General features: G+C 39.8%; 12 protein-coding genes. 9 read left to right on the top strand and 3 right to left on the bottom strand.

Annotated features, from left to right (window positions below):
- Positions 1-5 precede the first annotated feature (5 nt).
- Together IGI54_RS14465 and IGI54_RS14460 are read left to right on the top strand one after the other, a co-directional pair.
- Positions 6-980, top strand: a complete 975-nt coding sequence (locus tag IGI54_RS14465; protein ID WP_430621632.1) for a methionine ABC transporter ATP-binding protein — start codon at positions 6-8, stop codon at positions 978-980.
- A complete protein-coding gene (locus IGI54_RS14460; protein WP_071863253.1) occupies positions 973-1,629 on the top strand; it encodes a methionine ABC transporter permease in 657 nt (218 codons plus the stop codon). The genes IGI54_RS14465 and IGI54_RS14460 overlap by 8 nt, the downstream gene beginning before the upstream one ends.
- A 248-nt stretch (positions 1,630-1,877) precedes the next feature.
- On the opposite strand, the gene IGI54_RS14455 is transcribed toward IGI54_RS14460, so the two are convergent.
- The gene (locus IGI54_RS14455; protein ID WP_430621631.1) at positions 1,878-2,672 is read right to left on the bottom strand and encodes an alpha/beta hydrolase; all 795 of its coding nucleotides are present in this window, start codon (positions 2,670-2,672) and stop codon (positions 1,878-1,880) included.
- Positions 2,632-4,236 (bottom strand): PucR family transcriptional regulator, encoded by a 1,605-nt coding sequence (locus tag IGI54_RS14450; RefSeq protein WP_430621630.1) that lies wholly within the window; start codon positions 4,234-4,236, stop codon positions 2,632-2,634. The genes IGI54_RS14455 and IGI54_RS14450 overlap by 41 nt, the downstream gene beginning before the upstream one ends.
- Positions 4,237-4,357: 121 nt before the next feature.
- On the opposite strand from IGI54_RS14450, the gene fdrA reads away from it, so the two are divergent.
- The 7 genes from fdrA to IGI54_RS14415 all read left to right on the top strand — a co-directional run bounded on the left by fdrA (position 4,358) and on the right by IGI54_RS14415 (position 13,776).
- Positions 4,358-7,351, top strand: a complete 2,994-nt coding sequence (gene fdrA, locus IGI54_RS14445) for an acyl-CoA synthetase FdrA (RefSeq protein ID WP_430621629.1) — start codon at positions 4,358-4,360, stop codon at positions 7,349-7,351.
- A gap of 15 nt (positions 7,352-7,366) precedes the next feature.
- Positions 7,367-8,302 (top strand): carbamate kinase, encoded by a 936-nt coding sequence (arcC, locus tag IGI54_RS14440; RefSeq protein WP_430621628.1) that lies wholly within the window; start codon positions 7,367-7,369, stop codon positions 8,300-8,302.
- Positions 8,303-8,326: 24 nt separating this feature from the next.
- Entirely contained in the window at positions 8,327-9,682 is a 1,356-nt protein-coding gene (locus IGI54_RS14435) for a citrate transporter (protein ID WP_430621627.1), read from the top strand.
- A gap of 95 nt (positions 9,683-9,777) precedes the next feature.
- Positions 9,778-11,001, top strand: a complete 1,224-nt coding sequence (locus tag IGI54_RS14430; RefSeq protein ID WP_430621626.1) for an amidohydrolase family protein — start codon at positions 9,778-9,780, stop codon at positions 10,999-11,001.
- A 76-nt stretch (positions 11,002-11,077) separates the two neighbouring features.
- Complete coding sequence (locus IGI54_RS14425; RefSeq protein WP_430621625.1) at positions 11,078-11,908, top strand: DUF2877 domain-containing protein; 831 nt, start codon at positions 11,078-11,080, stop codon at positions 11,906-11,908.
- Between the two features lie 464 nt (positions 11,909-12,372).
- Complete coding sequence (locus IGI54_RS14420; protein WP_430621624.1) at positions 12,373-12,687, top strand: hypothetical protein; 315 nt, start codon at positions 12,373-12,375, stop codon at positions 12,685-12,687.
- Positions 12,688-12,912: 225 nt separating this feature from the next.
- Positions 12,913-13,776: an NAD(P)H-binding protein gene (locus IGI54_RS14415; protein WP_430621623.1), complete on the top strand. Its 864-nt coding sequence runs from the start codon at positions 12,913-12,915 to the stop codon at positions 13,774-13,776.
- 319 nt (positions 13,777-14,095) lie between these two features.
- On the opposite strand, the gene IGI54_RS14410 is transcribed toward IGI54_RS14415, so the two are convergent.
- Entirely contained in the window at positions 14,096-14,869 is a 774-nt protein-coding gene (locus tag IGI54_RS14410) for a class II aldolase/adducin family protein (protein WP_430621622.1), read from the bottom strand.
- Positions 14,870-14,980 lie beyond the last annotated feature (111 nt).

The following is a 14,980-nucleotide window of genomic DNA, read 5'->3' as shown; positions in this document are numbered from 1 at the left end:
AGTAGATGGAAATAGTCATCGATCAGGTCAATAAAAGTTATGGAGAACAAACAATCCTAGAAGATATTTCTTTGACGATCCCCACCGGTTCTATCATGGGAATCCTAGGAATCAGCGGTGCCGGAAAATCAACGTTACTGCGGTGTATCAATGGTTTGGAACAAAGCCAATCCGGCAGTATCAGAATCGGTACGCAGGCACTGGAGAAACTATCAGAAAAGCAATTGCGGGAGATGAAAAAAAAAATCGGGATGATCTTTCAAGGGAATTCTTTGATTGAACAAAAAACGATTTATAAAAATGTCGCGTTGCCGCTAGAGTGCAGCGGATATGCTAAAGAAGCAATCAAAGAACGGGTAGAAGAACTTCTATCAGAGGTCGGAATTGCGGATAAGGCGAACATGAAGCCACGACAATTATCGGGTGGGCAAAAACAACGAGCCGCAATCGCCAGAGCCTTGACGATGAATCCCGAGATTCTGCTTTGTGATGAGGCGACTTCGGCACTAGATCCGAATATCACGAACGGTATTTTGGAACTTCTGTTGAAATTAAATCAAAGAATGGGATTAACGATCGTGGTGGTCACTCATCAAATGGAAGTGGTGAAGAAGATTTGTGACCGTGTTGCTATTTTACAACAAGGAAAAATCGTTGAAGAAGATACGGTTCAGCAGGTTTTTCTAAACAACTCAGAAATATTACAGACGATCACAGGGGAACAGCAAACCAACTTCGGTGAAATGAAAATAGGTCATCGTATAGTGAAATTGGTGACGCAGCTAGAAACGGACGTTTTAGCGTTATTGCGCCAATCAGGAGTAGAAACGCCACATCTGTTGAAGGCAACGACCGAGCAATTTAAGGAAGAGAGTCTGACCACGTTGCTATTGTCTGTGCCTAATGAAGATGTCACAAAATTACTAGCGCTCGCGGAACAAGGTCACTTTGTTTGCCAGGAGGTGAAGGATCGTGAGTAATACGGTGTTGATTACACAAGTGCTGTTACCGAACTTGGTCAGCACAGTAATTATGGTATTGGTTTCTTCACTAATCGCAACAATCATCGGCTTTGCTTTGGCAGTTATTTTAGTGATTACGAATAAAAAGGGGCTATCACCTAATTCAAAGATGTATCGCCTATTGGATTTTGTGGTGAACATTATTCGATCTTTTCCTTTTATTATTTTGATGGTTGCGCTCATGCCCGTTACGCGTTCATTGGTGGGGACGACGATCGGTACCTCAGCGGCTATCGTGCCGTTAACTTTTGCTATGACTCCCTACGTGGCACGATTATTTGAAAATAATTTATTGGAGATCAATCCTTATACCTTAGATGCGGCAAAATCAATCGGTGCGACCCATATACAGATAATTTTCAAAGTGATGCTGGTAGAAGCTTTTCCAAGTATGATATCCAGTCTGACCTTGGCGATCATCTCGGTATTAGGCTATACTGCTATGGCGGGAACTGTAGGTGCGGGAGGATTAGGTGCCGTAGCTATCACATACGGCTATCAAAACTTCGATAATACGATTATGTATAGTACGGTTGTCTTACTGATTGTCTTTGTACAAATCGTTCAATGGGTTGGCAGTCTTTGTTATAAAAAAGCCAAAAACTAATTCCAATCAGAGAGCGCCAGACAACTCGATTCAATTTGATCACCTGACATTTGACGCTCTATTGTCCTTTATTACTTTTTTAATCAAACAGAGAGTGTCTGCAAAGAAATAAGTCTTTAAAAAGATGTGGATAAAAATTTGAATAAAGGTTCGTCGATAAGCGGTGCGTTTCTGTGCACCGCTTATTCATTTTCATCAATAACTAAGTTTTAGTATGAAAAATTAAAAAGTGCCAAACTCTTGAAAACCTATGGTAACCAATTTGTTAGTTTGTCTAAAACAACTTGAACTTCTGATTTGTTACTCTCTTTCAAATAGTCATGAGGTAAATAATAAACCGGAACAAAAAGGCTATCTGGGATACTACGCCCAATCATTTTGCTATAGCGAAAGGGGACTTCTTCATCGGTGGAGCTAGCGCTACTAAATGTTTTTGGAAAAGAGTGTAAAATTTCTTTTGATAAGGCGAATTCACTAGGAAAATCGACACCGTAAAATGAAGGAAGTAAATTTTGTTGTACAGCATAATGGTAAAGTAAGTAACGCGACATGAGAGGGTCATCCCAGATCGGCTTTTTCAACTCAATTCCTTCAATTTGTTTTGAAGAAATTTTCTGTGGTAGTAATGTTCGTTCCTCATTGATAAATGTCAATTCAGTGTATCCGTAGAAGTTGACTAAGAAATCGGGAGTCTGATTTTTTTCTTTGAGCCGTTTAGTCAATTGCAGCATTAGAAAAGCCCCGGCTGATCGCCCACAGATACCAAAGTGGCCCCCTTTAATAATAGTATTATACAGAAGCTCAACACTTGTCTCTAAGTCATCTATAATTTCAGCCAAAGAACTGTTAGGCGCTAAGCGGTAATCCAAGGCCAGTACAGAATAACCTCTTTTTAAGAAGCAATCTATCAGGTCACGGGGAAGATCGTTTTTTGATCCGTAGACCAGACCTCCGCCATGGAGATAGAGAACAAATTTATCGTTTTGAGTTGATCCATATAGATCATAGCTCGCTTGGTTTGCTAATGTCATTGTTTTTTTCAAGAGCGGTTCTCCTCATTTTTATAATATAAGTACCAATTTCATGATTCATTACTTGCAAAGAATCGGCAAGATCGATTGCTAGGATTTTTTCGATCTTATTTAGACGGTAGCGAATGGTTTTTGAATGTAAAAACATCGCCTCTGAGGTTTGTTTATAGTTTCGATTATTTCGTAAGAATTGGTAGAAGGTTTCGAAAAGGTCAAAATTAGTTTGAGACAGATTCAGTAATTTTGCGGGAACAAGTTCATTGAGTGCTTGAACTTGTTCGCTGCGAATAAAGTGTCGAAAAATACCTATATCTGCTAATTCCACGACGTTATCTTGATAGAATTCCTCGTTAAATCTTAAAATGTCCAAACATTCCATCAAAATCTCCTTTAAATCATCACGTTGTTTTAGACTGCTGATAACAAAAGTCATCGTTGGGTTTGATTCTAATACTTCGGTTAACAGATGCTTCATCTGCAATTTTGAAATACTCTTGTTCTGACTAAAATTAAAAAGAATCAGTGAATAGTTATGATGGTCAAAAAAGATTGAATCAGTCTTCAAGCTCTTCAGAAGAGTGATTGCTTTGTCTTTCAGTAATTTTGACGCAGGTGTTTTTGTTGAGAAGGCTACCGCTTGGTAATACGCATGCTGATTCATATGTGCCTCTTGCAAGAGACTTTCCAACTCATCAAGATTCTTCGGTGTGTTTTGCAAAATAGCATCGGCTAAATTGTTTAATCGCTCGTAGCGTTCCTTCTTTAATAAGTATTCAGTATTCAGTCTCTCTTGCAAAACGTCGATCGTATTTTCAATAATAACCAAATCAGTTTCTTTAACCTCCGTTTGATTCAAATAAACCAACAATAGACAGTGACTAGAATAAGGATTAAATAAATTTACTTCCAAAGCAGACTGGCTTGGACCATTTTGCTGTGAAAAAAGTGTCAGCAAGTTATAGTCGTTCTTAGTAAATTCTCCACTAGATAAATTTTTTCGTTCAAGGACAACATAGTCCTTAGGCGTTGCACCAAAAGCTATTTCTACTTGCTGATCGATCATTTTCAAGCTGCAGGGCGCTCCAATCAAATGATAAAATTCTTCCATAATTTCTTTTAAGGAAGGATGTTGGCGCTCCAATCTGGTAAAACGTTGACGAACATCGTAATAAGCACGCAAAATATGAGTCTGATGATTCAATAATGGTTCGTAAATGGCTAGCAAAATTTTTTCATAGCTAACATCCTGCGCAATTTTAATCAAAGGAATTTGATATTTGAAGGATAGTTCGATTACCCAATCGGGAATGATTTTAATCAAGCGTTCCATTTTAATGACTAATCCACTCACACCAATTTGCTGCATTTTATGGAAGAACTCTTCTAGATCAACTTCTGTAAGTCCATCAAAGGCATAGAAGGAGGTTAAAATTAATTGATTTTTTTTACTCCAGTGTTCAATATCGAGAGCCTCTAATACCATCGCTGACTCTACTTCATTCTCTAATCCAATTTCTTTTGTAAGGATTTTACTTGTTTCTAATTGACTTAGCGATAACAACTCTTTTAATTTCATCGAATTCTCCTTTTTCCTCTATTTGGATAAAAATTATACCACTTTTTTAGAATATTATCCGATGTAAACGCCATCTTTTCGTTTTAAACTGTTTCTGTAGAGGAAAGGAAGGCGTAATTAAATGTTGAAAACTGTTATTTTAAAAAATAATTATCAAGACTCTATTAATTTGATGCTGCTGACAAATCGGATCAATGATCTGCAGGCCGTTACAATGAGTCAAATTATGATGGGCACAAATGCTAATAAGGATATCCTAGACAATACAAAACTTCTAACGGATGAAGCGAAAGCGGCTTCACCAAACGATTTAATGATTGTCGTCGATAGTGACCAACCAGATATTATGGATCAAGTTTTACCTGAAATTGAACAATTTTTGGAGGATCTATCGTCAACAGGCTCCGAAGAAAAAGCAAAAGCGGCAACTTCATGGAAAGAAGCGTTGGATCATTTACCAGAAGCGAACATGGCACTTTTTAGTATTCCTGGAGAATATGGTGCGGCAGAAATGGAAACCGCTTTAAAAAAAGGCCTACATGTTTTCTCTTTTACTGACAATATTCCGATAGAAGATGAAGTGCGATTAAAACAAATGGCCCATGAAAAAGGTTTGCTGATGATGGGCCCTGATTGTGGGACGGGGATTATTTCTAGTATCCCGATTGCTTTTACGAATGTTGTGGCACCTGGAAATATTGGTGTTGTAGGTGCCTCTGGAACTGGAATTCAAGAAGTAACAACGATTATCGATCGTTTGGGAAATGGTGTGGTTCATGCCATTGGAACAGGCGGCCGTGACTTAAGCGATAAAGTTGGGGCAACTACGATGAAAGATGCCATTGTGGCTTTAGAGAATCATGAACCAACAGATGTGATTTGTGTGATTTCAAAGCCACCAGCAAAAGAGGTTCGTGATGAGGTTGTTCAACTTTTACAAAGCATTACTAAGCCAGTAGTCGCTATTTTCCTAGGAGAAAAACCAACAGCCCATGAAGGTAAAGTATATCTGGCACATACACTAGAAGAGACCGCCAAAATTGCGGTGGATTTAGCGAATGAAACTGCTGTTAAAAAGAATTATTTTGAAGCGGTGGCTAAATCAACTACAACTCTTTCCGAAGACAAGGTTATCAAAGGTCTTTATTCAGGTGGCACTTTAGCTGCAGAAGCAGGAATGTTGATCTCAGAAGCTTTAGGCTTAGAAGGATTGGTGAAAAAGGAAGGGTATGTTTTAAAATCGCATGGCTATGATGTGATTGATTTGGGTGATGACATCTATACTCAAGGGAAGCCTCATCCAATGATTGATCCAGAAGTTCGAATTAAAAAGATTCAAGAAAGTGCCGCCGATGAATCCACGGGTGTAATTTTGTTAGATATTGTATTAGGCTATGGCGCGCATGAAGATATGGTGGGAGCTTTGCTGCCAACGATAAAAAAAGTTCGTGAATCTAGACCTGATTTGCAATTCGTAGCAACAGTGGTTGGAACGGACAAAGATCCGCAAAGTTATCAGAAGGCGGTTCAACGTTTACAAGAAAATCAAATATTAGTTGCCGAGAGTAACGCAAAAGCTGTTCAATTGGCACTAAGTTTAAAAGGGATCGCGTTGACTGAAGAAGATAAGGTTGTTGTGCCGTATCAGGGAACAACAATTGAAGTACCTAAAGCAAGTTCTAAAGTGATGGAATTATTAAATTCTAAGCCACGAATTATAAATGTTGGATTACAAAGCTTTAATCAATCAGTCCAAGCGTTTGATGGAAAATCTACTCAATTTAATTGGAAACCGCGAGCTAGTGGAAACAAAAAAATGATCAAGATTTTAAACGCATTGGAAGAATACGCAGAACAGATCGATACAGAGAATCAAAAAGTAATGAACAAAATCAAAAATGCCCAACCGTTTCTAACCGATGTTGTACCAGCAAAAAGAGTGATTCCAGAGTTAAATGAATCAACGAAGACTTTGCTGCACGCTGGTCCACCAATTACTTGGAAAGAAATGACGGGACCGATGAAAGGGTCAGTAGTCGGAGCGGCGATCTTTGAAGGCTGGGCAACTAGTGAAAAAGAAGTTGTCGCATTGATTGAATCCAATCAAATCCGCTTTATTCCTTGTCACCATGTCCATGCAGTTGGCCCGATGGGAGGAATAACTTCTGCTAATATGCCGGTTTTTGTCGTTGAAAATCGTTTAGATGGCTCAAAAGGATACTGCACAATGAATGAAGGGATTGGAAAAGTCTTACGCTTTGGTGCTTTCTCGCAAGAGGTCATTGATCGGTTGAATTGGATGAGAGATATTTTAGGTCCGACTCTATCAGGTGCCCTAAAGCAAAATAAAAATGGTTTGAATTTGAGCGTATTGATTGCACGTTCGATTACGATGGGCGATGAATTCCATCAACGCAATTTTGCGGCATCATTGAATTTCCTAAGAGAAATTGCCCCCTTGATAGTCCCTCTATCAATGGATGAACAAGATAAACAGGACGTTATGAAGTTTTTAGCGGATACAGATCAATTTTTCTTGAATATCATGATGGCCGCCGGAAAATCAATTGTTGATGGTGCGAGAAAAGACGCTAAAGGAACCATCGTTACTACATTAACTAGAAATGGTGTAGATTTTGGTGTTCGTATCGCAGAGTCAGCGGATGAGTGGTATACCGCACCAGTTAATGTTCCTAAAGGGTTATATTTTACTGGGTTCTCAGAGGAAGATGGTAATCCGGATATGGGCGATAGTGCAATTACCGAAACAATCGGTGTTGGCGGAATGGCAATGGTAGCTGCTCCTGGAGTAACCCGTTTTGTTGGCGCAGGGGGATTCCAAGATGCTTTAGCTATTTCGAATGAAATGGCAGAAATCAGTGCAGGTCAAAATCCAACTTGGACGATTCCGACGTGGGATTTCCGAGGAACTTGTTTAGGAATCGATATTCGAAAAGTTGTAGAGACGGGGATTACACCATTGATTAACACCGGAATTGCACATAAAGAAGCGGGTATTGGCCAAATCGGAGCAGGAACTGTGCGAGCTCCTTTAGCTTGTTTTGAAAAAGCATTAGAAGCTTATGCCCAATCATTAGGTATTGAGACCAACTAAGAAAGGATCGAATCAATGGGATTAAATGTGATTGCTTTAGGCGGAAACGCCATTTTAGATAAAATTCCAACTGACGAAGGACAAAAGGAGGTCGTACGAAAAGTGGCGTCAGACATTATTGAGTTTATTGACTTGGGAGAGCAAGTGGTCATTTGCCATGGAAATGGGCCTCAGGTCGGTAATTTGCTGATCCAGCAAAAAGCCGGGGATTCCGAAAAAACGCCCATGATGAAGCTGGATTCAAATGTGGCAATGACTGAAGGCAGCATTGGCTACTGGATTCAACAAGCGATTCAGAATGAACTACAAAAACGAAATATGCACAAAAATGTGGTTAGTGTCATCACACAAGTAGAAGTGGATGCAAAGGATCCGTCATTTGAGACACCGACGAAACCAATCGGCCCCTTCTATACTAGTGAAGAAGCCAAAAGAAAAATGGCTAATGGTGATGGTCTTTATCAAGAAGATTCTGGCCGAGGATATCGGAAAGTGATTGCTTCACCGAAACCTAAACGAATCATTGAAAAAGAAGCGATTCTTTCATTAGTGAATGCAGGTATTATTACGATTTGTGTTGGTGGTGGCGGGATTCCTGTTGCGAAAAATGCACTAGGAGAATTTGAAGGGGTTGAAGCGGTGATTGATAAGGATTTATCTGCGAATCACTTAGCCAAAGAAATTAATGCAGATCGTTTAATTATTTTAACCGGGGTTGATAATATTTACATTAACTACAATCAGCCGAACCAGAAGAAATTAGAAAAGTTAACCATCGGTGAAGCGAAGCAATATATTCAGGAGGATCAATTTCCTCCTGGAAGCATGCTGCCAAAAGTTGAATCTGCTATTGATTTTGTTCAAGAAAGTCGCAAACGTGAAGCTGTGATTACCTCAATTGAAAACTTAAGTAATATCGTAGAAGGCTTTGGCACAAGAATTGTTTGCTGATAAAAATGAGAGAGGGGTCTAATGATGAAACGAAAAATTACGCTTTTTTTCCTGATGTTGCTGGTAGGTGCAACATCAGGAATCAACGCATATGCCGCAGAGGCACTAGATAAAGTGACGGCGCCGACCGGTTTTCAAGCACTATTAGTAATTGTTCCACTGATCTTAGTGTTGGTTCTATTATTTTTGAAAGTAGATATGATTATCGCCGGATTAGTCGCGGGGGTTTTAGCGATGCTGATTGGCGGTGTCAGTCTGATGGATGCGAATGCACAGTTGTTGGAAACAATTCCATCTATGTTGAGCATTACCGTTCCGATCATTAATTCTGCTGTTGCCATGGCAGTTTTTAAAGCCGGCAGTTATACGGCTGCTCTAACTCTGGCAAAGCGAGGAACAAAAGGGAAGGTTGAGTATGTATCAGCCTTCATTGTTATCTTATTAGCGGCGGCAACTTATATGTCAGGAATCGGTGGCGGGAGTGCCATGGTTATTGCACCATTAGCTTTTGCTGCAGTTGGGGTAGTACCGGAGTTAATTGCGGCTATGTCACTTTCCGCAGCAGTCTCTTTTACGACTTCTCCGGCTTCATTAGAATCAAGTATTGTTTCTAAACTGGGAGATGTAAGTGTTGGCAACTATGTTTCAATCATGCGTCCTTATTGGTTGATTTTTGTTGTTTTGGCTATTGTTCTGGCATTCTGGGGGACAAAGCGTCGGAAGATTGGTTTCAAAGAGACTACAGATGATGAGTTTGATAAGAAAACAAATGGGGAATTATTCAAGCTGACGTTACCAGCAATCTTTTTACTCTTTGCCGTAATCTTTGGACCGATCATTAATGATTTAATCGGCTTTGCCTTTTTTACACCTTTGGTCTATATGATCCTAACTTTGGCGCTGGTCTTCATCTGTACCGATTTTACGATGAACCAATCCGTCGAAGCGATGGTAGATGGCTCAACGTATATCCTAACGCGCTTGTTCCAAGTAGGGATTTTCTTAGCCTTCATTAATGTCATTGCCCAAACGGGAACTTTTGCGGTTATTGCAGGAGTTGCCCAAAATGCGCCTGAATTTGTTGTTGTTCCTGTAGCCATTTTAACCGGCGTATTGATTGGCGTTCCCGCGGGAGCTTATGTCGGCTCAGTCCTAACCTTAGTCTTACCGGTAGCTGTTTCACTAGGATTCCCACCAATAGCTTTAGGTTTTGTTACGATGGGCGTTGGCTTAGGAAGTCAAATGAGCTTCGTAAATATTACAATGCAGGCATTGTCATCAGGTTTCCAAATTCCAATTTTGGATGTAGTAAAAGGAAACGTAAAATGGTTAAGTTTGGCCTCTGTTTTACTTTTAGTAATCGGCCTATTCTTTGGTTAAGTAAACATCTGTTAAAGTCTGAATAAACGAATCGTCAAAATTGCTGTTATACAGTATAGAAATGAATACATTAAGTTGAATAAGGAGTGGAAAGAATGGATTTATTGATCAAACAAGCAAGATTAAATGATGGTGAAGCCTTACAGGATATCGCAATCGATCAAGGAAAAATTGTCGAGATCGCCCCTGAAATCAATGGTTCAGCGAAAGAAGTGATTGAAGCGAATGGACGAGTATTGATTCCTGGGTTGGTAGAAAGTCATATTCATTTAGATAAAGCACTGATTGCCGATCGTGAACCGAACAAGTCGGGAACATTAAAAGAAGCGATTCAAGTAACCGCAAAGCTGAAGCCGACTTTCACAGAAGAAGATGTCTATACTCGGGCGAAGCAAGCTTTGGAAATGATTATCCGCCGTGGAGCAACGACCGTAAGAACCCATTCTGAATTTGATCCGGCACAAGGTTTCACTGGCTTCAATATGATTATGAAATTAAAAGAAGAATACAAAGATTTGATTGATATGCAGGTGGTCGCATTTCCGCAAGAAGGAATTTTTAAAGCACCTGGTACTGATAAAATGATGTATGAGGCGATGGAGATGGGTGCCGATGTTGTTGGCGGTATACCTTACAATGACGCGCCGGCGAATGATCATATTGATTTGATTTTCGAAATCGCGAAGAAATATGACAAAGATATTGACTTGCATCAAGATTTTGCAGATGAGGCGGACAATACTTCAATCGAATATTTATGTGAAAAAACGATTGAAGAAGGCTATCAAGGACGTGTATCGGTAGGACATTTGACCGCATTGCATGCGATGCCAAAAGAACAATTGGATCGTGTGATTAAAAAAATGGCAGAAGCAAAAATCAATGTGATGCCGCTGCCTGCAACTGATCTGCACTTAGGTGCCCGCAACGATGAGTATAATGTTCGACGCGCAGTTACACCGATTCGCAAGTTAAGAGATGGTGGAGTCAATATTTGTTTAGCAACGAATAATATTCGAAATGCCTTCACACCCTATGGAAATGGCGATTTGTTCCAAATTGCGATGCTAGCTGTGCCAGTAGGCCATTTAGGTGGAGCGGATGATTTGCCGACGGTTCTTCCAATGATTACAGAAAATCCTGCAAAAGCATTGGGATTAACTGATTATGGCATCAGTGTAGGCAAAAAGGCTGACTTGGTTTTATTGGACACCAAAGTTAAGGCAGATGCTGTCATTGATATACCAGAACGCTTGTATGTTATTAAGAATGGCCGGATTACAGTAAAAGTAGACCATCATGTGAGTATTTTAAAATAATTTTTGATAAAGGCAGATTTAATCTGACTTTGCTTAAGATTAGGTAAAAAGATTGAAACAATCGGGAGAAAAGTTTATGGACAAAAAAAAAGCCAGAATAAGCTCCTATCTTTCAACATTGGATCATTTTGGGAAGATGGGAAAAATTCATAGTGTCTTTAAACAGTCACTCAACTTGATGGTCAATGAACATTTGATAAATTTATCAGCATCTGGGAATTTTTTGTCTAGTTTCGGTGTACAGTTGTCACCACCTGTTTTTCAAGAAATTCGCCCATTTTGTCAGCAAGGAAATGTAGTAAGACTCACTCAACAATCACTGGTGATATACAGTCAGGTGGGAATCAAACGGTTATCATTTTCTGATATCCAAATAGTACCATTAAACATAGGAGCCATTGAAACTAACATGGTGACAGTCATGATGCTAAAAGAGATTTTGACTACGAAACAATTAGAGAAGCGACTAGGTTTACCTGGTGGAAATAGAGAACGAATGTATTTTGATTTCTTGCAGAATCCTGAAATGGACGACGAGAAGTGGCTGGCGTTAGTAGAATATTTTGTAGGACGAGGCAAGGGTTTAACCCCTAGCGGAGATGATCTATTAATGGGCTATTTGTTTATACTTAAGCTATACCAGCATAAATGTTATCAAGTATTAGAATTGCAGTTGCATAAAATGAACCGTTTTACAACTGATGTTAGCTGGAACTATCTATCAGCGTTGCTTCTTGGTTATGTTAGCTCACCATTTATTGAGTTGCGGAATGGATTAGAGGAGGAGCTCCCTTATAACGAATTAAATCAGTTAGTGGAAGCCATTTTAGCGATAGGGCATACTTCTGGCAGCGATAGTTGTTATGGACTTCTTTTAGGGGTCAAAGCTCTTATGGAAAATAAATAACGATAGCTTCAGTTTCACAAATTGAAGAAAGACGAGGCAATGGTCTTTCTCTTGTACTAACCGATCCAATTTGAATAAGTTGGATCGGCATTTTGTGTCTATTCGCTATTTGAAGTATGTATAGAAAGAATATCAGCATTTTTTACTAGTACTGGAAAAATTGTTTGCTTTAAATCATTGCCAAAATCTGCTTCCTAAATTGTATCCAGTAAGGTAAGAAGTTAAAACACTTATGTTATTTATAACTGAGGTTTTGATTAATCTAGGTGTTTCATGATGTTTAATAAATACTAACAACGATAGGATTTTATTGGGAATAGCCTTATTTTCAGGTAGAAAATATGTTCTTATAAAAAATGTTTTTTTATAACTAACGTTTTGATTGATGTTTCTTTAGAATTGTTATAATCTTATAGTATTGATTCTAATCGTTTTGCAATTAAATTCTAAGGAGGAGAACATTTATGATGAGAATGGAAGATATCGCGATTCCAGCAGTGCCTACGATAACTGCGGAACACAAAAAATTAGTCGAAGCCGCACGAGCGACTTTATTAGGAAAAGGAAAGGCAATTCCTTTGGCTTTATTGGGAACTGAAGAAGTCGTCGGAACCAATTTTTGGATTCTTTGCAGAGTTGAAGTTCCTGAAACAAAGGGCGAGGAAGTGCTGACGGTCTACAAAATTTATCAAAGCCCGGAAGATGAAGTCTCATTGGTCGAAGCACATCCCTTCGAGTTCGAGACACCACACAGTGAAGGCTTTCGATTATCAGCCTAAAAAGCGAAAGTAAGCAATGGACTGGCGTGAGCCAAACAGGAATCCCTTGCTTTTTTTTGTGCGTTTTGTTAATTAAAGTTCATGAGAGAAGCGTATATGGGAGGGAAATAATCTGATTTGAAACGAGACCACCGACGGTTGTTCCTCCGCAAACCAGATAGTTGCGCTTGTTGCAAAAGGTCATTAGACTGATTTTGTAAGTAAAACGTGAATGGAGGAAGATCTATGAAATACACTGTGACAGGCGCTACCGGGAATCTAGGCAGTCGGATCATCACCCAACTATCCCAACAAGTCGCAACAGATGAATTGCGCGCGATTGTGCATACTCTCAGCAAAGCCACCCCTTTAAAAAAACAAGGGATCGAGCTTCGCCAAGGCGATTATCTAGATGTTGCCAGCATGACCGCTGCTTTGGAAGGAACCGATCTGCTGATCTACGTACCTAGTAAGACTTACCTTGTGGAACAGCGGGTTCATGAACTGGAAAATACCTTGAAGGCAGTCAAACAAGCCAAGGTCAAAAAAACTATTTTTGTCAGTTTCTTCGCGGATCAAGAGAACAACCCATTTGTGATGTCGCCTTATTACGGCTATGCGCCCCGCCGGTTGGCTTCGTCGGGCTTAGAATATGCCGTAGTAAAAAACGCATTGTACGCCGATCCGTTGATTCCTTATTTGCCTGAATTGATCCAACGAGAAAAGCTGATCTATCCCGTTGGCAAAGAAGCCCTGAGCTTCATCTCCTTAGACAATAGCGCCGAAGCAATCGTACAGCTGGCTCTCAACCCAGCACTGAGAGACCAAGGTCAAACCTATCTACTAAGCCAAAAAGAACCTTATACAATGGATCGGTTGGGAGAGCTCATGACGAATGTGACCGGTGAAAAAATCGGTTATGAACCCGTCACATTGGAAGAATTCTCCGAAATCTACGAATCCGATGGCGATAGCGAAGAACTCTCATCGATGTATCGTGGTGGTGCGATGGGCTTGTTAAGTGACGTGTCGGAGGATTTTCGAAAGATTACCGGACACGATCCCGAGACGATGGAGGAATTTTTGGAGAAGCATTATCGGAAAGAATAGCAACGATTATTTTCAAAAAAGTAGAGAACTGAGTCCTATGATTGATAGAGGACTCAGTTCTTTGTATTAGAATACTTTAAAGCAAAACAACGTACCTTGCTTTCAGAACTGACAATGGAAAAATCTACGCACAAAGAAAATTGAAAAAAGAAACGGGCATTCTCATCATGGCATTAAATATGAGAAAATTAGTTGCAACGAAACGTATAGGCACTTTGAATACATAAAGAAGTTGGCTCTCAGAAATCAGTAAATGATTTCTGGGAGCCAACTTTTTCAAATTAACGACGATGACTTATGCCACAGCCTCTTCTATTCTTTAATACAACTCTTCGTTTGGACGTTTAATATTTTCCGGGAAAGGTTGCGGTACATTGAACTTATTGAACTCTGGTAGCGCAATTGGCGGTACGACGCCAGCACCCAGGGGTTTCTTATAAGATTGTCCGCAAGATTTGTAATCATCTAATAAACCTAATTTGATGAAGATTGTTTGTTGATAAGCGATCTGCGCGTTCCATTCTAATGTTTCCATCACACGGACGGCGATGTGCAGATCAGTTGCAGTGACTAAGATGCCGTGACTGTTTAGTAAGAAGACGTTTTCCATCGCTTTATCACCAAGTTTCAGCAATGCGTCATAAACAGTATCCGCTAGTTCTTGGGTACAAGCAGGAGCGAAGGGTAAGCATTTGATTTCGCCTAGTTCGCGGGTAACTTCTGTTACATTCGGCATATCTTGCCCAATCGTTGCCCAGAACATCGAAGCTGGTGCGTGAGAGTGGTACACACAGCGAATACCGGGGTGTGCTTTATAAGCTTGTTCATGCATGTTCACTTCGCGAGTGACTTTACCGACACCGTCGACTTTTTCTAGCGTTTCAAAATCTACCACTAAAATTTGCGCCGGATGAATCTCAGAATAGTAAGTTTCTGACATAAAACTTGGTGTTAATAGGATATAAGGATGGCCATCTGCATCAAATACTTTGACGGACATATTACCGCCAGCAACATTTGTGTCTTTACGGTCGAACATTTTTTTGACGGTATGTGCTAAATCAGCACGTTCTGTCTCGAACATCATTCTCATAGTGTAAAACCTCGATTTCTTATTTTGTGTAGTGCAGGACAATTGTTTTGACACTTCACATTATACGAAGCTAGCGATTAAATTAAAGCACTATCAAAAAGATTGAAACTG

Source organism: Enterococcus sp. DIV0800 (genome assembly GCF_050559735.1).
Taxonomy (GTDB): domain Bacteria; phylum Bacillota; class Bacilli; order Lactobacillales; family Enterococcaceae; genus Enterococcus_A; species Enterococcus_A devriesei.
The sequence above is the reverse complement of the archived record's forward strand: the minus strand, read 5'-3'. Positions and strand labels throughout refer to the sequence as shown.